The sequence below is a fragment of the Bacteroidota bacterium genome, from assembly GCA_016715945.1.
Taxonomy (GTDB): Bacteria; Bacteroidota; Bacteroidia; order Bacteroidales; family F082; genus JALNZU01.
The window spans coordinates 23428-44977 of the sequence record JADJXJ010000003.1 but is presented as its reverse complement, the minus strand read 5'-3'; the positions used below and the strand labels follow the sequence as shown (position 1 = coordinate 44977).

At 51.8% G+C, this 21550-nt stretch carries 15 protein-coding genes; 1 reads left to right on the top strand and 14 read right to left on the bottom strand.

The annotated features are described in order from the left end of the window. Positions 1 to 5 precede the first annotated feature (5 nt). From IPM52_10595 to IPM52_10580, 4 genes are all read right to left on the bottom strand, one after another. The gene (locus tag IPM52_10595) at positions 6 to 749 is read right to left on the bottom strand and encodes a M15 family metallopeptidase (GenBank protein MBK9292057.1); all 744 of its coding nucleotides are present in this window, start codon (positions 747 to 749) and stop codon (positions 6 to 8) included. 483 nt (positions 750 to 1232) lie between these two features. Continuing rightward, positions 1233 to 2591, bottom strand: coding sequence for an ATP-binding protein (locus IPM52_10590; protein ID MBK9292056.1), 1359 nt, complete (start codon positions 2589 to 2591; stop codon positions 1233 to 1235). 1975 nt (positions 2592 to 4566) lie between these two features. Further along, positions 4567 to 6213, bottom strand: coding sequence for a hypothetical protein (locus tag IPM52_10585; protein ID MBK9292055.1), 1647 nt, complete (start codon positions 6211 to 6213; stop codon positions 4567 to 4569). 151 nt (positions 6214 to 6364) lie between these two features. Then, positions 6365 to 8287 (bottom strand): polysaccharide biosynthesis protein, encoded by a 1923-nt coding sequence (locus tag IPM52_10580; protein ID MBK9292054.1) that lies wholly within the window; start codon positions 8285 to 8287, stop codon positions 6365 to 6367. Between the two features lie 403 nt (positions 8288 to 8690). On the opposite strand from IPM52_10580, the gene IPM52_10575 reads away from it, so the two are divergent. Continuing rightward, on the top strand, positions 8691 to 9320 hold the full coding sequence (locus IPM52_10575; protein ID MBK9292053.1) for a hypothetical protein: 630 nt from the start codon (positions 8691 to 8693) through the stop codon (positions 9318 to 9320). Here IPM52_10575 and IPM52_10570 read toward each other — a convergent pair whose 3' ends face one another. The 10 genes from IPM52_10570 to IPM52_10525 form a co-directional block, all read right to left on the bottom strand. Beyond that, positions 9321 to 11846 carry an SLBB domain-containing protein gene (locus tag IPM52_10570; GenBank protein MBK9292052.1) on the bottom strand — a complete coding sequence of 842 codons (2526 nt, stop codon included), beginning with the start codon at positions 11844 to 11846 and terminating at the stop codon, positions 9321 to 9323. Then, the gene (locus tag IPM52_10565; protein MBK9292051.1) at positions 11843 to 12499 is read right to left on the bottom strand and encodes a sugar transferase; all 657 of its coding nucleotides are present in this window, start codon (positions 12497 to 12499) and stop codon (positions 11843 to 11845) included. Before IPM52_10565 ends, IPM52_10570 begins: the two co-directional genes overlap by 4 nt. Before the next feature lie 11 nt (positions 12500 to 12510). Next, positions 12511 to 14322, bottom strand: a complete 1812-nt coding sequence (locus IPM52_10560) for a hypothetical protein (protein ID MBK9292050.1) — start codon at positions 14320 to 14322, stop codon at positions 12511 to 12513. A 147-nt stretch (positions 14323 to 14469) separates the two neighbouring features. Beyond that, complete coding sequence (locus IPM52_10555; protein ID MBK9292049.1) at positions 14470 to 15249, bottom strand: glycosyltransferase family 2 protein; 780 nt, start codon at positions 15247 to 15249, stop codon at positions 14470 to 14472. 219 nt (positions 15250 to 15468) lie between these two features. Beyond that, positions 15469 to 16734: a hypothetical protein gene (locus IPM52_10550; GenBank protein MBK9292048.1), complete on the bottom strand. Its 1266-nt coding sequence runs from the start codon at positions 16732 to 16734 to the stop codon at positions 15469 to 15471. Next, entirely contained in the window at positions 16724 to 17785 is a 1062-nt protein-coding gene (locus IPM52_10545; protein MBK9292047.1) for a hypothetical protein, read from the bottom strand. Before IPM52_10545 ends, IPM52_10550 begins: the two co-directional genes overlap by 11 nt. Before the next feature lie 566 nt (positions 17786 to 18351). Further along, on the bottom strand, positions 18352 to 19263 hold the full coding sequence (locus IPM52_10540; protein ID MBK9292046.1) for an IS3 family transposase: 912 nt from the start codon (positions 19261 to 19263) through the stop codon (positions 18352 to 18354). 2 nt (positions 19264 to 19265) lie between these two features. Beyond that, positions 19266 to 19601: a transposase gene (locus IPM52_10535; GenBank protein MBK9292045.1), complete on the bottom strand. Its 336-nt coding sequence runs from the start codon at positions 19599 to 19601 to the stop codon at positions 19266 to 19268. Positions 19602 to 19817: 216 nt separating this feature from the next. After that, a complete protein-coding gene (locus IPM52_10530) occupies positions 19818 to 20561 on the bottom strand; it encodes a hypothetical protein (protein ID MBK9292044.1) in 744 nt (247 codons plus the stop codon). Beyond that, the gene (locus tag IPM52_10525) at positions 20558 to 21541 is read right to left on the bottom strand and encodes a class I SAM-dependent methyltransferase (GenBank protein ID MBK9292043.1); all 984 of its coding nucleotides are present in this window, start codon (positions 21539 to 21541) and stop codon (positions 20558 to 20560) included. The genes IPM52_10530 and IPM52_10525 overlap by 4 nt, the downstream gene beginning before the upstream one ends. Between the last annotated feature and the right edge of the window lie 9 nt (positions 21542 to 21550).

Genomic DNA, 21550 nt, shown 5'->3' with positions numbered 1-21550 from the left:
ATGCGTCAGTGTGATAGTTCTTTTTTGGGATAGCTGGTGCTGCCTGCCTTTTTTGAGGCTTTTCGGAGCTGGGCAAAGCTCAGGTCGAGGAGGCTGAAGCGCTGCCAGCCCACGAAGTCGAAGTGCCACCACTCGCTGCTGAGCACCTCGAAGCCATAGCGTTGCATGATACGGATGAGCAGGTCGCGGTTGGCAATGATATGTTCGGGCAGGTTGTTGTTGGTGGGGAAGGCTTCCGGACCGAAGTGGTCGTATTCAGTGGGCATGGGCAGGAGGCTGCCGTCGGCTTTGCGGATCAGCCCGACATCCACAGCTGCGCCGCGGTTGTGGCGTGAGCCTTTGGCCGGGTCGGCCACAAAACGGGGGTCGGGATAGATGTCATAAAACTTTAGGGTAGCGGCATAGGGCCGGTAGGCATCGTACACCACAAGGGCCAGGCCGAGGCTGTCGAGGGCCTGCTGCACCCGGGCCAGGGCCAGCGCGGCAGGCTTGCGCAGCCATGCAGCCGGATAGGGATAGACCTGGGTGCGGGTGAAGTTGTCGGTGGTGGCGTAGCGGATGTCGAGCCGCAGGCCGGGAATGAGGGCTTCGAGGTTGAGCATGAGGTTGTCGTCGCTTTGCTGCAACTCGGCCAGATAAGCTTCCGGAGTACTGACCAGGGGCAGGTTGTGCGGATTGGAAGCACGCTGCGCCTGTACCATCGCGGAAAGAAAAAGAAGCACGTAAATCAGTACAAAGCTGAACCGCATGGGTTATTTTTTCAGCCTGCGAAGATAGGGAAAATGGGGGATGGGAGGCGGGTGGCGGGTGACGGTGTGACGGGTGACAGGGTGACGGGTTGGGGGTATTGGAATTTTGGGCCTTTGGTATCCCAAAACCAGTGGCTTTTTTTTGTTCTTTTGCTGGCCCAAAAGAACGCAAAAAGCGTGTCCGCCTCAGCTGGAGCCTTGGGCGAACGAAGCTACCTCCCCGCTCAGCCCGGTGAAGGTGTCAAGTAATTCTGCATGAACACTTTAATTGCAATATATCATTTCGAAAGGAGTTCTGTTCGAAATAACTTCAAATCACATGGAAACTGGTAAGCTGAACTGAACCACGACAACAACGACAACTATGACAACAATGACAACTATCGTCAACCTCCCGTAACCCCCAACTCGCAATTCCTAACCCCTTTATCGTCAGGCACTAAACCAATCTTTGAATTTTTGAATCCGGAATTTTGGAATTCCTTATTTCATCAGTTGAAGGAGCTGGTCGGGCAGGATGATGTTTTCGGAGGGATGGGGATGGTTTTTTAGGAATAAAACGGGAAGGATTTGTTTATCCTTTGCAAACGGCAGCTTTTGTGTCTTTGCAAGCAGCTGACTGATAAGCTGTTCGGTATTGTGGTTGTCCGACCATTTGGCTTCGCCGGCCAGTAAATATTTGCCGTCGGTTGATTCGGCCAGCAGGTCGATTTCTATTTGCTGGTTTCGCGCTACATTGCCCCACCAGCGGGATGCTGCACGGAATTGCCTGCCCATGAGGGTTTGTCCGCTGACTGCCCTGCGGCACAACTCCTCCCAATGTCCTGAAACGTAGCTGCTCAGGCTATTTTCGACTTCCTGCAGCACCAGCCGGCTTCTTCCCAGCTCGATAAGGGTACGGTTGGGCACCACAAACCTGAAATAAAAATCCATAAAGGGGTCTGCAATTTTGTAGATGCCCTTTTTACTGCTCCGGGGAGGCTCGCCAAAAGGTATCTCACGCCGGATATAGCCCAGCTCGATCAACTTATCCAGGGGTCGCGACAGGCTGGTTGCAGGTTTGTTGGTCCGGGCAGCTATTTCAGAAACCCGGTTGACGCCATTGCCAATCAGCGAAAGCAGGGTGGACGCCTGCACAATATCGCGCATATCGTCGATGAGCAGGCGATATGGCTCTTCAAAGAGCAAGCCTTTGGCATTGATCACATTGTGCACAATGGCCTCCCGAATCGATTTGCTTTGCAGCCGGACCTCCCAGTAGCGGGGAATACCACCCCAGACTGCATATTCTTCCACAGCGGAATGCGAAGAACAGCCCAGCGCCTCCGACAGATGATATACACTTAGCGGCTGGAGCTTTAGTATCTGGTCTGCCCGGCCATAGAGGGGTGATGCAGCCTCAAGCACCAAACCCTGCATCAACTGCTGCGACGAACCGCAAATAACGACGTTGTACCTGAGGGTTTTGCCATCCAAAAGCTTTTGAAGCACAGCCGGCAGTTCGGGAGAACTTTTGACCAGATAAGGAAACTCATCGAGGTACAAGGTAAACCGCTCGCGGGTGCGTGCGTTGAGGGACTCGAACAAGGCTTGCCAGTCAGGATAAATCAGCCGCTCAAAGCCATTCATTCTGAGGCCGATCTCTCGAGCCAATAAGGCGATCTGGTGTGCACGCTCGGTCTGGTCGGCCATAAAATATACATCGTCCGGCGCAAGCGCCTGCCTGATCAGGGACGATTTGCCAATGCGCCTGCGACCGTAGATGACAACAAATGCAGGTTTTTCGGCCGTCAACGCGGACTTTAACCTGTCGAGCTCCTCTGTTCGGTTTACGAAAACCATTCTTAAAATTATGTTTTACAAAAATAATGTTTTTATGACATAATTTTTGAGGAAGGAGGAAATGAGGTGGCGGGTGGCGGGTGACGATGTGACGGGTGACGGTTTAGGGGGTATTGGAATTTTGGGCCTTTGGTATCCCAAAACCGGTGGCTTTTTTTCTTGTTCTTTTGCTTAATCAAAAGAACCAAAAATTAAGGGCGAACGAAGCTACCTCCCCGCTCAGCCCGGTGAAGGTGTCAAGCATTTCTGCTTGAGTGTTTTAATTGCACTCTATCATTTCAAAAGAAGTTCTGTTCAAAATAATTTCATGGTTAACTGAAACTTACAAACTGAACTAAAACATCACAACCACGACAACCATGAAAACAATGACAACCCTTCTCCGCCCTTCCCGCCGTTCGCCCGGCCTCCCCGCCTTACCAGGTGAAGTGTGAAGTGTTTCTGCTTGAGCACTTTAAGTGTAATCTAGCTCTTACAATAAATTTTATTTCATAACTACCTCATAAGCAACGGAAACTTGCACGCTAAACTGAACTATGACAACAACGACAATAACGACAACAACGACAACCCTTCTCCGCCCTTCCCGCCGTTCGCCCTTCCTCCCCGCCCAGCCCGGTGAAAGCGTCAAGTAATTCTGCTTAAGCGCTTTGATTGCATTCTATTATTTCAAATGGAGTTCAGTTCAATACAATTTCACAGTTCACTGAAACTTGCAAGCTGAACTGAACCATGACAACAACCGACAACAATGACAACTACCGTCAACCTCCCGTAACCCCCAACTCGCAACTCGTAACCCCTTTATAGTCAGGCGCTAAACAAATCTTTGAATTTTTGAATCAGGAATCCTGGAATTCCTGATTCTGCCGCCCGCCCCACTGGATTTCAAGTTTTTGGAAAGGGCGGGGAGCATTCGCCCGGGCTTGATTTTTACTCCACTTTTTATCAAGAAAAAGTGGAAAAGAAAAATCTGACGCTACGAAGCATCAAACTTTCCTGCAAAGGAGGCGCTTCAACTAAAATACTCCATCAAACTAATGGAAAACAGTAGCTTGTAACGAACAGGGACAAAAATGACAACCTACGTTCGGCCTATTGGTATCCCAAAACCAAAGCCTTTTTTTCTTGTTCTTTTGCTGGCCCAGACGAACCAAAAAGCGTGTCCGCCTCAGGTGGAGCCTTGGGCCAACGAAACTACTTCCCCGCTCTGCAGCAAGGACGCAAATCTAAGTGAGGAGTGCATTACAGCATGCAAACCCTCTTTTCTTCTGCCCGCATTGCGCAGGAGCAAAACACTTAACTGGATTTTCCTGCCCGCATGCTGTAACGCAAACAGCCCGCGCTGTGCGCGGGCTGCCTCACAAGATTTGCTGCCCTTGCTGCATTCACACCAGGCCCTTCCCGCCGTTCGACCTTCCTCCCCGCCCAGCCCGGTGAAAGTGCCAAGTGTTTCTGCTTGAGCACTTTAAGTATAATCTAGCTCTTACAATAAATTTTATTTCATAACTACCTCATAACCAACGGAAACTTGCACGCTAAACATAACTATTACAACAACGACAACAATGACAACCACAAACAACAATGACAACCCTCCTCCGCCCTTCCCGCCGTTCGCCCTTCCTCCCCGCCCAGCCCGGTGAAAGCGTAAAGTAATTCTGCTTAAGCGCTTTGATTGCATTCTATTATTTCAAAAGGAGTTCAGTTCAATACAATTTCACAGTTCACTGAAACTTGCAAGCTGAACTGAACCATGACAACCACCGACAACAATGACAACTACCGTCAACCTCCCGTAACCCCCAACTCGCAACTCGTAACCCCTTTATAGTCAGGCGTTAAACCAATCTTGGAATTTTTGAATCAGGAATCCTGGAATTCCTGATTCAAGGATTGGACGCTGATCTGGCTGATTGGCGGGGATGGTTGCTTGTAAGGAAGGAAGGCTTCGGCAAGCGCGCAGTGGTGGGGTTTAGTAGTGCCAGTGTTGGGCGGGTAGATTGAGGCGGAGGGCCAGGCCGAGGTAGGCGTCGGTGGTATTGCGTTGGGGAATCTGGCTGCGCAGGCGGCGCAAACGGGCTTCGAGGCTGAGGTAGAGCGCATGCCGGAGCTCGTAGCTGATCCAGGCATTGGCATTGATCAGGCGGGTTTTGACCCCCTGCCCTACCCTGTTGCCGGTTTCGCGTTCGTAGGTGTGGTAATCCAGAAAGATATTGCCCCCCCAGTTGCTGCCGGCGCTGTCGGCGCCATAGAAAGCATATTGCCCAATGAACCCTGCATGAAAACGGGGCAAAGGCATGAAAGACACCATTAGCAACCATTCGTTCAGGTTGGCTCCCAAAGGATGAGCAAGTGGCTGGTTCTGATGGCTGTAACTATTTACCGGATAGGTACCGCTAATGGTGTAATGTGCATAGGTATAGGGCCTGATGCGGTTTAGCTCGGCTTGCAACTCCAAACCGCGGATCGGATCATCGGAAGCATACCGCAAGCCGGCCTGCCAACCAAATTTGTTGGCATGCGAACCTGTACCCCGAATCAGGTCGTAAAACCTGAATTCGTTCAGTAAAAATTGCCCATAACATTCCAAGCCCCGGCCGAACAAATACTGTGCGTTAACCCCAACCGTCATCTTATCAGGGTCGCCCCGCTGGTGCTCGATGGCCCGGTAAAGGATAACCGGATTCAGGTAAGAAATATCAAAACCTTTGCCCGTGCCATTGTTGTCATGAAACATTGCAGCCTCGAACAATCCTGCCCTGAAACGCGTGGATGGCTGAAAAGCAAGGTAATGCATGGCATAATATTTTGCCGGAAGCAGTGCATGCTGCCAGGGGTTGACCAGTCGTGTGTAACGATCGGTGAGCCGGGCGTACATATTGACATAATCGAACTTACCAACACGGGTATGAATTTTCAAAAAAGGATAGGGCGTTGCAAAATCGGAGAGCAACAACGAACGCATCCCATTTCCAATAAAATTCTTGTCCTGACCGAACTGTATCGTCACCTCCTCCAAAGGTGAATACACAAGGTAACCCGAGGAAGTAAGAAAATCGTAACCCCTGGTGCGGTATGGTTTGACCAGATGGGCACCTGGATAAACCTGCCACTTATTGAAAAATTCCTGTTCATGAACAGCTGCCCGCAACTGGGTTTCATCAACGCGACTATAAAAACCGATCTTTTTCGCAATATGCCCTTTGACTTCCAACATGCGGTGATTGACAAACAAGGGCAGTTGTTCCTTATGGCTTAAACCGAGTGAGAAATCGAAACCCGGGTTGATGGCCACATATGTTCTTTCTGAGGCAGCCTCTGCAAAACGTGCAGGATTCGATAACCACGGCTTCCATTTAGTGCTGGCTTTTTTCTGCGCATCATTTTGAATCTGGCCATAAGCATTTTCGTAGGCCAGCCATCGACTGCCATGTATTCCCTTATTGTTGCTATCAAGCCGCTGGAGCGAATTAACCCATTTTTCAATACGATGCACGGGCCAGGGCCTGATTTCAGGTGAAAATTCAGCCGGAAGCCTGCCCTCAATCACCAATTGCCGCAACACCATTGATTCGTTGACAGAACCTGTGGTGGTGTACCATGACTGAGCAGGAAGCATACGACCCACCAATAGCAGCCATAAAAGTAAGGGTGAAATTTTAAGGTTAGGCTCGGTTTTCACAGAATATTTTTATGCAGTTCGGATGGGCGTGATGCCACGCAAATGCTAAGCAGAGGACTTGTCCGTTTACTCCTCACTGTGAATGAACTCAACTTCCCCCGGTTTTTTGGTCCAATTTCTCGAACACCGAATTGTTGCTGATGAATTCGGGCACCATGGCTTTCATTTTCTCGACCAGGCGGAAGTCGTCGCCATCGAGGATGAGGTGCGACAATTCGTTGAGCTGGGTGCAGATCCACTGGTAGTCCACTTCGCGTACCCTGGCGCGCATGATTTTGCGGTGGTGGGTATGGATGGTGTTTTCTTCCCCGGCCAGCAGTTCTTCGTAGAGTTTTTCGCCCGGACGGAGTCCGACCTCTTCGATGCGTATGTCCACATCGGGGACCAAACCGCTCAGCTTGATCATCTTGCGTGCGAGGTCGATGATTTTGACCGGACGGCCCATGTCGAACACAAAAATTTCGCCTCCGTTGCCCATGGCACCGGCTTCGAGCACGAGGTTACATGCTTCGGGGATGGTCATGAAATAGCGGGTGATGTCGCGGTGGGTGATGGTGACCGGGCCGCCTTTTTCGATCTGCTTCCGGAAGAGGGGAATCACGGAGCCGTTGGAGCCCAGCACATTCCCGAAACGGGTGGTGATAAACTGGGTGCTGCCGTTGCTCAGGCATTGCACATACATCTCGGCAATGCGTTTGGTGGCGCCCATCACATTGGTGGGGTTCACCGCCTTGTCGGTGCTCACCATCACGAATTTTTTCACCTTGTAAGCCACAGCCAGGTCGGCAAGCACCTTGGTGCCAAACACGTTGATCATCACCGCCTCGTAGGGGTGGTCTTCCATCAGGGGTACATGTTTGTAGGCTGCGGCGTGGTAAACGACACCAGGCTTGTATTTGCGGAACAGCCCTTCCATACGCATCCTGTCTTTCACGCTGGCCACCACATATACTACCCTGTCGGCCAAAAGCCTGAGTTTTTCTTTGCTATTGATTTCCTGCTGCAGGTCGAACAGGGCTGATTCGGCCTGGTCGACCAGGATGAGCCGGCCGGGTTTGTAGCTCAGCACCTGCCGGGCTATCTCGCTTCCGATGGAACCTGCCGCACCGGTAACCATGATGATTTTATTGTGCAGTTCGGCAGCCACCTGTTCGTTGTCGAGCCGGATGGGATCGCGCTCCAGCAATTCTTCGATGGCTACCTGGCGCAGCTGGCCGGCGCTCAGCTGGCCGTTGATCCAGTTGTCGATGGGCGGAACGACCTTGACCTGCAGGTTGAGATCGAGGCCTTTCTCGATGACCTGGTTGCGGTAGTTCACATCCATACGCTGGATGGCAATGATGAGCTGGCTCACCTTGTTGCGTTTGATAAAGGCTGCATCGAGCACCTTGTCGGCCGACATGACCGGGATACCTTCGAGGGTTTTGTTGACCTTGGAGCTGTTGTCGTCTATGAAAGCAATGATATCGTAGTGAAACAGCACATCCTGAATCAGGGCATTGCGGGTGAGCATGCCGGCCGCTCCGGCCCCATAGATGACCACACGGATGCGCCTGCGGTTTTGTTGGTTGAGCAACTGGCTGTAGATGGACTTGATGACAAAGCGGCTGCCCACCAGGGTAAATACGGCAAGCAGGAAGTGAATGATGGAAACCGACAAGGGGGGCACATAGGTTTTGCCAAGCTGAAGGTCGCGGGCGAGCAGGCTGATGAACAGCAGCACCAGAAATGCGCCGCCGGTGGCTTTGAACAGGCGCAGGGCATCGGCCATGCCGGTGAGGCGGATGATGCCACGGTAGGAATCGGTGAGCAGAAACCCTGTAAGGTAAAGGACAAGCACGATAATCGACTGTCGCTCAACAGTATAAGGATTGAGCGCAATGTATTCGAAGTTGTGCCTGATCAGGTTGGCCAGGATGAAGGTGGCATACACCGTTACGCTGTCGAAGATAAATACGATCCAGCGCGAGAGAAACTTGTCCGAGTATCTTTTAGCCAGCGATGAAACCATATTGGTTGGTTTGGTTGGCAACTTCAGTGAATTCTGTTGGTTTACGATGCTTCAGATGCACGTTGGTTCGCTAAGGTTGCTGTAATGAAAAGCAAATTTACATAAATCACATACGGGACTCAATTTTTTTTTGAATACATTTACCTTTGGAGATGGTATTGCATGCGTCCCCAAAAATAAATATCCGTACATGGATTTGATTGAGATTTTTGCTATACACCTCATGCACAAATTATTAATAGTCACATTAAGTCATCTGCCAACAGATGTTTGATTCAGGTAAAGGGTACATTTGTCACATCAATAGTGATTAACGCTGCATATGTCATTCGGTCGTTTGATTAAAATCAGGTTTAAGTGGTTAATCGGATTGGTTTGGTTATCCGCATGCACGGAACCAGCTGTGCCAGTAAAGGACACTTCTCTTCCAACTGAGCTAAAGCGCGCTTTTTATCATCTTCCGGGAAGCTACTGGATACTTGAGGAGCAGGCTACAGGGGCCTTTTTCCGCGATTCGGTCTATGTGTTGAGCAGCAGGATAGATACTGTGGATGTGTTGCACCCCGGGAGCCGGGAGGCTATTGCACGTAAAGAGGTGTTGAAAGTGCGTGTTGCCTGGCCCTTTTACGGGATGGAGTATGAAATCGTCAGCGAAAGTTCTTCGTTTTGTCCTCCGATTGGCGCAAACAAAGAGCCCTGTCATTACCTGACCATTGAATTTTTTCATGAGGGAAAATCCAAAGGAAGGACGCGTATGTATTATTATCCTGCGCACCCGGATGGAGGCTGGCCAGTACGGACGAGCGGGCTTGATGAACCTTTGGTCAGGATAGATACAGTTATGTCGAGCTATCAGCAAAAGACGTTGACTTTTCAAGATGTGGGCAGGGTGGTCCTGGAAACAGACCGTTCGTTTCAGGGGACACGCTCTGTGCGATACATCAGCCCGGATGCAGGCATAATCCGCTGGCAGTTTCCATTGTTTGGCATCGACTGGCAGGTGGTACGATACCGTGTGCTCCAAGGCAGCTGATTATTTGCTGGCAGAGATGATGATAAACAGCAGGCTGCTTACGGAGGTGATGATAGAAGCAATGGCAGCTGAAGCTGCAGGGTCGATGCGTCGTTTGGTTTCAGGTTTTGCCGGCACGACGATGATGCTTCCGGGTTGTACGTCAGGGTAGTTTTTAATTCCCAGGAAACTTTTCGTCATGGCGGCCTTTCCGTTGGGTTGCAGGACGAAGAGGCTGTTTCTGGCGCCATTGTGGAGCACACCACCAGCTTCTGAGATATAGGTTCTTACATTCTTACCGGAGTAGTTGACAGTGATCTGGTTATTGACCATACCCCTGACGGAAACGCTGTTGTCTTTTTCCAACACCACGATCTCGTCACCGTCCTGCAGTTGGAGGTCGTTCCGGCTGCCAGGCCGACGTATGATGTTATTTACGTTGCTCAGGGCAATGTGAATGAGTTCTTCATCCGGTTCGCTCCTCAGTCCATATTCCATGCTGAAACCAGTAGAAAAAGTACTTGTTTGGCCAAAGTTTGAGGATGGGCTTTGGTTGAGGCGATTCAGCGTGTTATTCCGGTTGAATGCTTCGGCAACTGCCCGTTGAGCGGCCAGTGAGTCGAGCTCAAACAAGGCATCAGCATCGTTTGAGATGCTTGTGTAGTCGCGCTGAAGCAAGGGATTGGTGTTTTTGCGAAGGATAAATACTGCATTCTCGTCGGCAAAGTTTGTCAGGCCACCGGCCCGTTGAAGCAGGCTGCTGATTTTTTCGTTGCGTTCGAGCAGGACATATGGTCCCGGACTTGAAACCTCGCCACGCAGGTACACGATATGTTGGTTACGTAAGTCCGGGTCTGGTTTGACAATCACCACATCCTGATGTTTCAGTTCCACTTCGTCGGCTCTGATTCTGAGGGAGGCGTCAGAATCGGCTTTCACTTCGAGCGCAACCGTTGACTTGCCGAAGTTTTCGTTGCGTCGGACAATTTCAATCTTGTGGGTGATTGCAGAGATTTTCATTCCACCAGCGAGCAGGGCGGCATCCAGGGCGGTCATTCCCGGTGCAAGAATGAAGCGACCCGGCCCATTCACCTCGCCCACCACATCCACAAATCCGTAGGGGAAAAATGCTTTGCGGTCGGATAGCACGATGGAGTCGCCGTCCATGAGCAGGATATCCGCACTGGATTGAAGAATTTCGGCGGGAACGAAACGGAGGTAAGCGTTGGTATGGTTTTTACCAGAGCGATAAATCAGGCCTCTGGTTTCGAGCAGACTTTCGGCAGGGCCTCCGGCCAAGGATATAAGCTCTGAGAGTTTTAACCCTTGCTGCCAACCGTAGGCACCGGGTCGTTTGATGGCACCCGTGATAAACACCCTGTGGTAGCGTTCGTCGGTCACTGTTCCCACGTAAAAACGGTCGCCGTTTGCCGGCAGGTAGCGGTTAAAATCTTCCAGTGCAATAGTTTTGGAAAACAGGGCATTGCTTCCGATCTGCTCCACTGCAATATGGCCCTGAAAGGCTTCCGGACCAAATCCACCGGCAAAATTCATCAGGTCGGCAAGTGTTTCGCCTTGTTTGAGCATGAACCATCCGGGACGCTTGACGGCGCCTTCGAGCCGGACCATGATCTGATATGCCGGAATATTGATCAGGTCGTTTTCTTCAAGGCGTACGTTATTGCGCATATCGCCCCTGACCAGAAAGTCGTACAGGTCGATTTTTGCCACCACTTCCCCTTTGCGGATCACTTCGATATCCCTGTAGGAACCAGCTGGTCCGGGGCCGCCGGCAAGGTGAATCAGGTGGAAAGCTGTGGCAATGGAGGATACGTAATAGTTGCCGGGTTGTTTGGCACCAATGATGGTAACCGGTATGGATCGATAGGCCGACATGCTGAGGGTAAGCCTTGAACCTCCGTCGCGCAGCGACTCAAAGCCATGGCGTGCAAGTGCGGCCTGCACCTTTTGCGCAGCCTGTTCTATGGTAAGCCCCCCAACCATGAGGTTGCCTGCATAAGGGAGCCGGAGGTTGCCCGAAGGCTCAACCCGGATGTCGGTAAAAATCTCCTGATTTCCTGTGATACTCAGGTTAACCAGGTCGCCAGGGCCGAGGATGTAGTTCACCGGGGTGGCAAAGAACTGGGGCGGGGCAAAGTTGAGCTGGCTGTTGGTGAACAATGATGCGCCGAAAAGCGAATCATGGGTTGAGGCAGGGAGTTTCTGGCTCTCGGTAGCCGGAGGGATGTTTTGCACTGAGCTGCTTTCCTGGGGTTGTTGCGCAGCCTGGCCTGTGGATGTTTCCTGCAAGCGGCGGATCAGCTCGGAAGCGCTGTTCTGGCTCATCCCTTTGCCCATGAGGTAGGTGCGCAGGTCGTTATCCGACAGCCCGGAAGCTTTCACCTGGGTACGGATGGCCTGGATTTGCACATTGCTAAGCGAGGCGGGATTCAGGTTTCGCAAGCCAGCCGGACCAAAGATATCCTGGCCAGACAACGAAAGCTGAATAACCATCAGCAGGCCAAATAAGAATGCGCTGGGCTTCATTTATTGATGACGACTAATGCAGTGCTGATCAAAATTTTCAGGTCGGTGAGCAGGTTGGCTTTGCGGATGTATTCGAGGTCGTGCACGAGTTTCTCAAGGTTATCGTTTGGGGTGGCATTGGGGTTGCGCACCTGGGCCAAACCTGTGATGCCAGGCAGGGCATTGTGCCGTGCATTAAAATCGGGGTGCTTTCCGGAGAAGATTTCCACATAGTGTGGAATTTCGGGCCTTGGTCCCACCCAGCTCATCTCGCCGCGTAGGATATTATAGATTTGAGGCAGCTCATCGAGGCGGAACATCCTCAGGATGCGCCCGACCGGGGTGATGTCGTTGTGATGATGTTTAGTACCGTTGGAGGTGTCGGAAGTGCGGCGGATGGAACGAAACTTGTACATGACAAAAACCTTCCCGTTAAGTCCCACACGATGCTGGGCAAAAATGACAGGAAATCCCATGGTGAGCGAAACCAGCATCCAGCAAACGATTCCGGCAGGGATGGCAAAGGGCAGCATGGCCAGACTAAGCATTATGTCGAAGGCTCTTTTTTGCCTGCTCAGCAGGTAGGAATTGACAAAAGCATCCGTCTGAATCCCCGGATTATAGGAGGAGTCATGATGCCTGGCTGTACCGTTAGGCATTTTATGACCGTTCATCCTGCGCTGCTTCAGAACATATACATCAGGTTCATCCCGGCGTTGACCGACCAGGGATTGATCCCCGGAAAACGGAACGGGTCGGGTTGACCGTTTGGATCGTAGTTCCATTGGAAGTTGTAGGTTTTTAAGATATGAAGGTGTATATCAACTTTCAGTTTACCCAGGTGGTTTTGGTGGCTGAGCAGGAAGCCCCAGTCCACGAAATGTTTGCTGACATCCACGAAAAAAGGGTTGGCTCCTGAACCCAGACGCAGGTAGGGAATGGAGGTATAGAAAAGGTCTTCGTTGTAGGCCACACGTTCGAAATGGAGGCCCAAACTTCGTTGACCCCATCCCCTGCGGATGCCGAAGGTCATCATATTGCTGCCCGGGCCTATGCCGGCGCCCAGCACCTGGCCGAGATGTGTCCAGCCTTTCAGCGCACCATGTGTATAGAAACTGTAGCCGGAAGTTCCGGGGCTTACCATATTGCCAAAAGGCGCCTGCACTTTGGTGTATTCGGCTGATGTCTCCAACCAATGGTTTTTCTTTTGCAAGCTGAGAATCTTCCTGAACCCGAAATTGTAGGCGGTGGAGTACTGAAGGCGGGTCAACAGGTCCTGAAAGTCGTACCAGAAATCCTCTCTGCCTATCTCCATATAAATTTCTGCGCCGGATTCCTTAAACAGGTACCTAAAAAAAACCGATGCGAGCTGGTTCCGGTTGAGCACCTGGGCGTCTGGCGGAAGGTTGGTGAGGTTCTCACCACGTGCACTCAGGTAAAGTATTTTGAAATAATCCAAAAAGTTGTCCGGGTCGCCTTTGGCCTGTACGGCCCGTGTGGCCCCCAGGAAAAGTCCGGGAAGCCATTTGGGTTGCCAGGCCAGGGCCATGGTATTGGTGTATCCATAAGGTTTGGTTCCGTTGATGGTATCGGGCACCACATCGCCGGCAACCGGGGGCCAGACCCCGTCGGCATACCTGAGGGGCCAGATGAACCCGCTGCGATGCAGACGTCCGGCTGCCATGTGGGCTTCGAATGTGCCCACAGGGGTGTGCACCGGGCGGTTGGTCATCAGGCTGAAGTGCCTGAATCCTGGCGCATTGTTGGTGAGTACGATGCTGTTTCTAAGTCCCGGGCCATACCAGAGGTTTTCGGTGGAATAGCCCATAGCTACCGGGCCGAGGTGCAGCCGGACGAACGACTGTCCGGGAAATAAGCGGAAGTATTCGTCCTGACCCATGCGCTCCGGCAGGTCGATATCGCGTGGCCTGACCGGAGGATTCTGAAAAGGCTTGTTTTGGGCATAGACCAGTTCGGGCATGAACTGCATTTCGAGTATTCCCGCCTTAAGATAAACACCAGCCGAGAAAAACTGCTGCAAACCTTTCGCAGGCACCATCGGACCATCGGACCAGCCGTAAGGGTGATGGCCATTGAAGCGGGTGCGTGTGACTACCGGCATAAGCTCTAATCTGAAATTGGCTTCCTCAAAACCGGCCTGTCGTTTGGCAGTCCATTTCCTGTTTTCGTTGCGTTGGATGTGCAGACGCATAGAAGGCGCCACATCCGGGCAAAGGGTATCGTCGGTGAGAAGTTTTTGTGCACATCGGAGCAGGTCGTACGGTTGCGCAAGGCGGCCGGGTTGCAAGGGCCGGATGCTAAAGGAGACATTGGCATCGAACCTGCCCTGAAGTTGCGACATCCGGAAAGCATCCTCAAAAAATGGCAGACCCACCGGCAGCGTCTGCGAGCAGGTATTGGCCGAAGCCAGTACGATCAGACAAGCTGCAATCGAAGAGATAACGGAGATTCTATTTATGTGCCGATGGCTGGTCATTCGACGGATAGCATTCGTGCGCAAAACTAAAAAAAAGCCTGAAGAGATATCACAAGAACTGTTAATTGTCAGAGAATTATTGAACGCTAATGCTCCCTGCAAGCCAGACAAGAAGATTCATCCGCGAATTGTAAATGTGATTCCAATTCAGAAAGGCAGTCTTTTTCGTGTAGCAATGCTGATGTAGATGATCATATACCAAATGACTTTGAACCACGGCAGGCTGTTTTCGGACAACAGGATAGACAGGTGTGAGCGGGCTGCGCGCAGCGGGTTTGAAGAGCGTGATCCTTTACGAAGCAAAATAATTGTGGTAGGTTTGTCGAGGTATGCAGCGCGAACTTTGCCGGAGCGAAACACATCAAGCCAGAAGGCATAATCTTCGTGAACCAGGTGTGCGGGCACCGGCCGGAAGTATAGCTTACCGAGGGCTTCGACCAGATACATGGACGAGCTCATTGGGATGGCATTGGTTTTGAGCATGTCGTGGTAGGTGGCATCAGGCAGGAGGCGTACCAGCTGGCGGGCATGGGGATTGCGCTCCCGTGCATAATACACCGCGGAATACAAGAGGTTGGTTCCCGGACGTTGGCTGGCCAGCTTCAATTGCCACTCGAGTTTCTGTGGCACCCACACATCATCCGAATCGCAGAACGCAATCCAGCTGCCTTTGGCCAGCCTGGTACCTATATTGCGCATGCGCACCACTCCCCTGTTCTGTTTGGAGCAAATCAGCCTGACCCTTTGGTCGTTGCGTTCAAATCCGCGGACAATTTCAATGGTTTTGTCGGTCGAGCCGTCGTCGAGAATGAGGAGTTCGAACTTGTCGAAGGTTTGGTTGAGCACAGCATCTATGCTTCCTGCTATGGTGCCGGCCGAATTGTAGCAGGGCATGATGACCGATACTGCTGGTTGGGTGTATTGCAAAACGGAACAATTTCGTGTAGCAAATTTAGCAGATATGATGCTGCAATAAAAGGTTGCGCAGCCTGGAAAAAATAAAGCTGCATGAGGTCGGAGGAGAGGTTGATTGGAGGGGAAAATCAGGTTTCAAAATACCAGGTATATCATGATATGTTTTTATCAGGCTTGATGTCATGATCTAACTTCACCTCGTGCAATATGCTGTTTTTTAGTTAGTTGTTGTCAGCCAAGGGGTGATGTTTGATTGGCAAGGCTTTCGTCCACATGATTTTCCGGTTCTTCAGGGGGGAATATAGTTCGGTAGCTCAGGGCGAGCATTGCGAAAGGGATGGGGTCGCCAATGCTGCCCAGGGCAAAGGTGTTGAAAACGAAAAACAACCAGATGGGTCGGGCATGGCGGTTGGTGAGCATTTCGGTTCTGCTTAGGTAGGGCACAAACGTAAGCAGGAAGATGGCCAGGGCCACTATTCCGCCCTCGAGCATGAGGCCTGCGGCAAAAGCCGTCGGTCGCACCCCTTCGAACTGTCCTCCATGTTCGCTTGCAAAGTGGGCGATGGTTTCGGCGGGCAGTCCCAGGGCCTCCATGGCAACAATGCTGGCATTGCTCCATGCCCCGATACCAGCGCCCAAAGGATGCACCAAACCGTAAACATAAGCTCCCCAGACACTGACGAAGCGGAATCCGGAGTTTTCGACCAGCCAGGGGATGAAGTCGGTGTATTCCTGCTCGAAGATCAGGTTGTAGGCAATGGTAATGGCCCGGGGTGCATCGTCCCTCGGACCCAGGCTATGTATGAGCACAGCAAGTGCAAACAGGCTGATCAGGCCAGCCCACAGCAATTGTCTGCGGTTGAACAGGGTGATGATGTAAAGCACAAACATGACCAGTCCGACAAACGACCGCAGGATGAAAATATCGAAGACCGCCAGGGCTGCAATCAGCGCGATGACATACCATTTGCGGGTATCGCCACGGTGAATGAGCATGAGGTAGGCAAAGAAATAGTGCACAGCCACTGCGGCATAAGCCGGCTCGGCATACAGGCCGGCCACTCCCCTGCCGCCCCCGTAGATGCCCGCAGTGAACCGCTCGATGAGAAAATACATCAGCGGCAAAAGGAATTTAGGAAACAAATCGCTGAACTGCAGCAAACTGACCACCACCTGCACCAGCAGCACCACACCGACGGCTTTATTGAGGAAGCGGTATTCTTTTTCGCTGCAATTGATGAGGGCAAAAAAGATGATTGTGGCATTGACAAAGGCAAAGAGCGCTCGTGCGCCCACCAGGGGCGAAGGCAGGCGTGGCAGCATGAAGAGGGCCGAGAGCGACAGATATGCCAGAAAAGCCAGGTAGGGCCAACTTAGCCTGAGGCTGGTGCGAAAAGCATAGAGGAAAGACCACGGAAAAATCTCGGACCTGAAAAGGGGACCGGCAGGGGTGAGGTTGGGCAGAAAAAGCAGGACACCAAGCAGCTTACGAAGCATGGCTGCGATTTTCGGTTTGGGTGCCGGCAAACCAGGCCAGCGCAGCAGCAACTGCAAAACTTACAAAACCCGCAAGCAATGCAAGCTGCCAGGGTTTGAGTCCGGCGCGCTCGAGGGGGAAGCGGGGTTCTTCGATCACCTGAATGAGTGGTGTTTGCTTGCGCAGAGCTATCTCGGCAAGTTTGAGGTTTTTCATCAGCTCGGCATACAGGGCAATGGTTACCTGGAGGTTGATGACCGAACGGTTTTGCTCTATCCTCATGCGTTCCCAAAGTGGGTTGATGTTGAGGTCGGTGGCTGTGGCGCTGGCCACCAGGTTGCCCAAAAGCAGCTTTTGCACCGAGTCGGCTTCGTTGCGCAGGACTTCCACATTGTTGCGGGCTTTCACAGTGACAGATTCGATGTAGAAATCTTTGACAGTGTTGATGAGCAGCTTGCTGAAAGTTGCGGCAAGGAGGGGGTCGCGGTGGGTGACCCGGACGTAAATAAATCCCATTTTTTTGTCGGGTTTGTCCACCGACAGTACTTTTTCGCGGAGGTATTTCTGGGTTAAATAGAGTGCGGAGTCGGCCAGGGGATCCACATCTCTTTGGTTAGGTACAAATTTGACTTCCTTAAAGACCTCTTTACCGGCATGTGAAGTGCCTGCAAAAAAGAGTGCTGCGGGGGTGGTGGAGACGCCATTGTGTTCGATGGGGGTAAGCAGCGCCCGCTCGAGCATGCTGCGGGTAAGGAAAAGATGTACCAGGCTTTCGCCCCTGAACACGCCCCCGGGATTGCTCAGGCCCATGTCGAGACCTATCTGGGCAGCCAGGCGTTCGATGCCGGGCGTTTGTTCTTCTTCGGCAGCAATGATGTAAACAGCGCGGTATTTGGGTTTTAGCAGGAAGTGTCCGGCAAGGTAGCCTGCAAACAGTCCGGCCAGCAATGCCAGGCCAATCTTCCACCAATGCTTCAGCAATACAGCTGCAGGCGCCCCCAGCATTCCGGCAAGCTGGGTAAGGCTGAAAGTGGCCGTGAGTGGGCTTTGATGTGGTTGTTTGTTACCCATTTAAGGCAGATTTGAAAACGCAAATGTAATGATTAGGTGTTGTTTTCCCTACGAAGGGATGAGATTGGTGGCGGGTTACGGGTGGCGGGTTACGGGAGGTTGTCGTAGTTGTGGGAGTTGTCGTGGTTGTATCCGTGAAAATCAGCCTGATCAGTGTGATCTGTATTCCATTGTTGAGGATAGAAAGATTCGAGGGGTGGCGGGTAGTTTGTTACGGGTTAGGAGTTGCGGGTTAAGGGAGGTTGTCGTAGTTGTGGGAGTTGTCGTGGTTGTGGGAGTTGTCGTGGTTGTCGATGGTTGTAGGTGGTTGTATCCGTGTCTCGTCCTAAAAAAAGTTGACACTTTTTTGATGACTCGCCTGACACAAATTTACATTTTGTTTTTAGTCCTAAATCCGCTTAACGATTTTAATTTTGCATTGCCGATGAAAGCGGAAGTGAGCAATGCTGAGGAGCAACTCACCAGGAAATAAGTCGGTGGCTGACGAAGTAATTCGTTTATGAAGCCGGGTAGCAATATCCGGCTTTTCGTTGAATTACTTTAGAAGCCCCAATGCCTCAAAAAACCTAAACCTCTTCCATATCCACTTGCTTTTGTTTAGGTTGATAATAGTTCTTCCACAAGCGTTTTGGCATTGTACCATTGTTGAGGGAATGAGCCTCAAAAGGCGTTAGGTTGCCTATGCTGCTGTGTGGGCGAAGATGGTTGTAGGTGCTGATGGCAATAGCTACCGCTTCTTGAGCATGTGCAAAGGATTGGAAGCTTTCTTCCAGCAATTCTGTTTTCAGTATGCCGTTTACCCTTTCGGCAATGGCGTTTTGCAGCGGGTCGCCATTCTCAGTCATGGATATTTTGATGCGGTTTTTTTTCAGTATTTCCACATACTCATGGCAGCAGTATTGCACGCCTCTATCGCTGTGGTGGATTAAACCTTTGGTGTTTGGATTGTTTTTCAGTGCCTGTTTCAGTGCCAAAGTAGTGCCTTTTGCCGATAGGGTTTTATGAAGGCAAAATCCCACAATCTTTCGACTGAAGGCATCTGTAATCAAGCTCAGATAGCCAAAGCCATCGCCAATAACAATGTAGGTGATATCACACACCCACAGTTGGTTGGCAGCAATGGGAATGAACTCTTTTATCAGGTTGGGATACTTTCGGTAAGGGTGGTCGCTATCAGTGGTTTTGGCTTTCCTTCTGCGAACGCGAACCAGCAAACCATACTCCCGCAACACATCAAAGAAGGCATCTCTGCCCATACTGATGGTGTGTTGCTGGAGGAAACTGTCCATCATACCAAAGAGTTTCCTGCCTCCAATTCGCTTTTGCAGCTTTCGGTGGCGAAGCACTTCCTGCACAATCAGTTCCGCTTGAAACGCCTCTTTTTCCTGTTGTTTTTGGTACTGATAATAGGCTTGCCTGCTGTAACCAAGCAATGAGCAACACAAACCGGTTACCCGGTCAGGCTCCTGCTGCTCCACTTTCAAGACTGCTTGGTGCCATGCTTTTTTCGCAGGTCAATGCCGTATTGCTCCTTGCCAATATCCACCAACGCCTCCAACAGCTTGTTGTAAAGCCTTGCCTGCCGCAGTTCATGCTGCAATAGCTTTACCTCCTTAGGTAAATCCTCCATAGGCTTTACATCCGCTTGTTTGGACGGCTTCAGAGATTTGGTGCCCTTGCCCTTAAAATCCTGAACCCATTGATGTATGATTTGGAAACTGATGCCATACTTGGCTTGCAAATGGCGGTAAGTGCCACCGCCCGACAGGTAATCTGCTATTACCCGTTCCTTTAATTTTTGATCGTACTTTTTCATCTTTTCTTGTCCTAATTTAAGTTGATTTTTTGTCAACCTATTTCAGGACGAGACACCGTGAAAATCAGCATGATCAGTGTGATCTGTGTTCCATTGTTTAGGATAGAAAGATTCGTAGGGTGGCGGGCAAAACAATTGTATCAGGGGATATTTTTTTGGACTCTGTTCAGTTAACTGGAGTCAGGCCAGAGGTTGTTGCTGTCGTACAAAGGGTGCTCAGAAGGCACGGGAGCGGATGTGTTCGCGGATGGCTGCAGCTCTGGTGCGTAACCTGTCGGCTATCCTGATCATGCGATACCGGATTGGGCTGAAGGTACCAATGGAGACCAGATCCAATCCATATCCGGGCAGGAGCTGACTCAGGCGATGTTCGGTAATCACACAAAAACGTTTGCGCTGGCGCTCTGCCTCTGTAGCTTTGCGGTGCCATCCCCCCGAAAACCGACCAGGATTGAGCCAGCGGTCGAGCCAGTTTTGATAGGCCTCAGGCAGAGAATCGCTGTGTTGCACCGCCTGTGTGAGGGCGTGCTCAAAAGCGATCAGCTCGCTGCGTCCTGCTATGCCAAATATCCATGAAGCCAGATAGGTGGCCGGTTTTCCCGCCACGTGGTCGCGGTCGTGGCGGATATCGCCTGTGATGGCCCCTTGCGGAAGCCCGGCATGCAGGGCCTTACGCATGATTTCCCGCCATCCCCAGGTCCAATGCGTACGCAGCAAGGTGTCGTTGACAATGATGAAGGGGCCGGGACCGACGAAAAGCCTGCAAAGTTGTATGTATGCCGAAAATTCGCTGTATCGGTTGTCGCCCTGCACAACGTCACCAACGGCATGTCCGGCTTTGTTTTCGACGAAGAGCACGCGACCTGCGCCCAGCCTCCGTGCCCAGGCGCGAAGCTTGCCGAGTTGTGCCGGCGTGGCTCCGTATAATACAAAACCTATTTCGGGCATTGGCTTGTTCATGCTTGCCCGGACTTAGAAACGTGCTGGAAGACCACGATGGCCTGGTCGCTTCGCCCACGGCGGTTGAGGTAGTGGGCATAACGGTTGTACCAAAGCAGCCTGAAAGGCGAGAAATGCCTCAGCAATGGTGTGGGCCTCCCCTCCCGGTCGAAAAGCGGCAATCCTTTGCGGTAAAGCTCACTGCCCCAGAACTGCATCCCGTTGGCATCGTACACCATTCGGTTGACAAGCAATCCATGACTGTTTGCAAGAAAGCGGAGGCTGCTTCGGGTGTGCAAATACCAATGCCTGGGGGCGTCCCACTGCACCCAGTGAACGCCGTACTTTTCGAAGGCAAGGCTGTCGGACACCGGCAGGCGGACGATAAGGTATCCCTTATCGGCGAGATGGGCCGAAGCCCAGCGGAAGAAGTCGGACTGCGCAGGCATGTGCTCGAGCACATGGTGCATCATGATCAGGTCGTAGCGGCCCTCCAGCTCGCTGTAATGCCTGCGGTGGATGACCAGGTTTTCGTTGTGCCTGATGTCGTGCTGGTTGTAGGGGTCGATACCCGTGAGGTTTACAAAACCCAGATCATGCAGGGCCAATAGCTGTTCGCCGTAACCGCAGCCAATGTCGAGCACCTTCATGCGCGGATGAACGTTGGGCAGTCGGCGCAGAACGGACAAAAAACGATTGGGAAGCAAAGCGTTGAGGATCAGGCCAAGCGGGTTGCGCCTGTACCATATCCAGCGGTTGCGCAGGCGCTTGGCACGTTCGCGGAGCGAACGGGGGTCGGCCCATTTGCCAAAACTGTAATAGTAATCGGGGTAGTATTGGCCCGGCTCGGCCGGATATTCCTCAATCTGCACACAGCCGCAAGCGGCACATCGCCGGTAGGCAAAAGACTGTCCGGTGCTGAACATCCGCTCCTCCGCATGGTAGGCGTCAGGGCTGAGCTCCTGCTCACATATCCGGCATTTCATTGCATTTGAAGACATGAGATTTTA

Bases quoted from the DNA above. Each gene is read 5' to 3' on its own strand.
- IPM52_10525 (MBK9292043.1), bottom strand. From the start codon at position 21,541: ATGTCTTCAAATGCAATGAAATGCCGGATATGTGAGCAGGAGCTCAGC.
- IPM52_10570 (MBK9292052.1), bottom strand. From the start codon at position 11,846: ATGAAGCCCAGCGCATTCTTATTTGGCCTGCTGATGGTTATTCAGCTT.
- IPM52_10585 (MBK9292055.1), bottom strand. From the start codon at position 6,213: ATGCTTCCTGCTCAGTCATGGTACACCACCACAGGTTCTGTCAACGAA.
- IPM52_10550 (MBK9292048.1), bottom strand. From the start codon at position 16,734: ATGCTTCGTAAGCTGCTTGGTGTCCTGCTTTTTCTGCCCAACCTCACC.
- IPM52_10535 (MBK9292045.1), bottom strand. From the start codon at position 19,601: ATGAAAAAGTACGATCAAAAATTAAAGGAACGGGTAATAGCAGATTAC.
- IPM52_10545 (MBK9292047.1), bottom strand. From the start codon at position 17,785: ATGGGTAACAAACAACCACATCAAAGCCCACTCACGGCCACTTTCAGC.
- IPM52_10590 (MBK9292056.1), bottom strand. From the start codon at position 2,591: ATGGTTTTCGTAAACCGAACAGAGGAGCTCGACAGGTTAAAGTCCGCG.
- IPM52_10595 (MBK9292057.1), bottom strand. From the start codon at position 749: ATGCGGTTCAGCTTTGTACTGATTTACGTGCTTCTTTTTCTTTCCGCG.
- IPM52_10530 (MBK9292044.1), bottom strand. From the start codon at position 20,561: ATGAACAAGCCAATGCCCGAAATAGGTTTTGTATTATACGGAGCCACG.
- IPM52_10565 (MBK9292051.1), bottom strand. From the start codon at position 12,499: ATGAACGGTCATAAAATGCCTAACGGTACAGCCAGGCATCATGACTCC.
- IPM52_10560 (MBK9292050.1), bottom strand. From the start codon at position 14,322: ATGACCAGCCATCGGCACATAAATAGAATCTCCGTTATCTCTTCGATT.
- IPM52_10580 (MBK9292054.1), bottom strand. From the start codon at position 8,287: ATGGTTTCATCGCTGGCTAAAAGATACTCGGACAAGTTTCTCTCGCGC.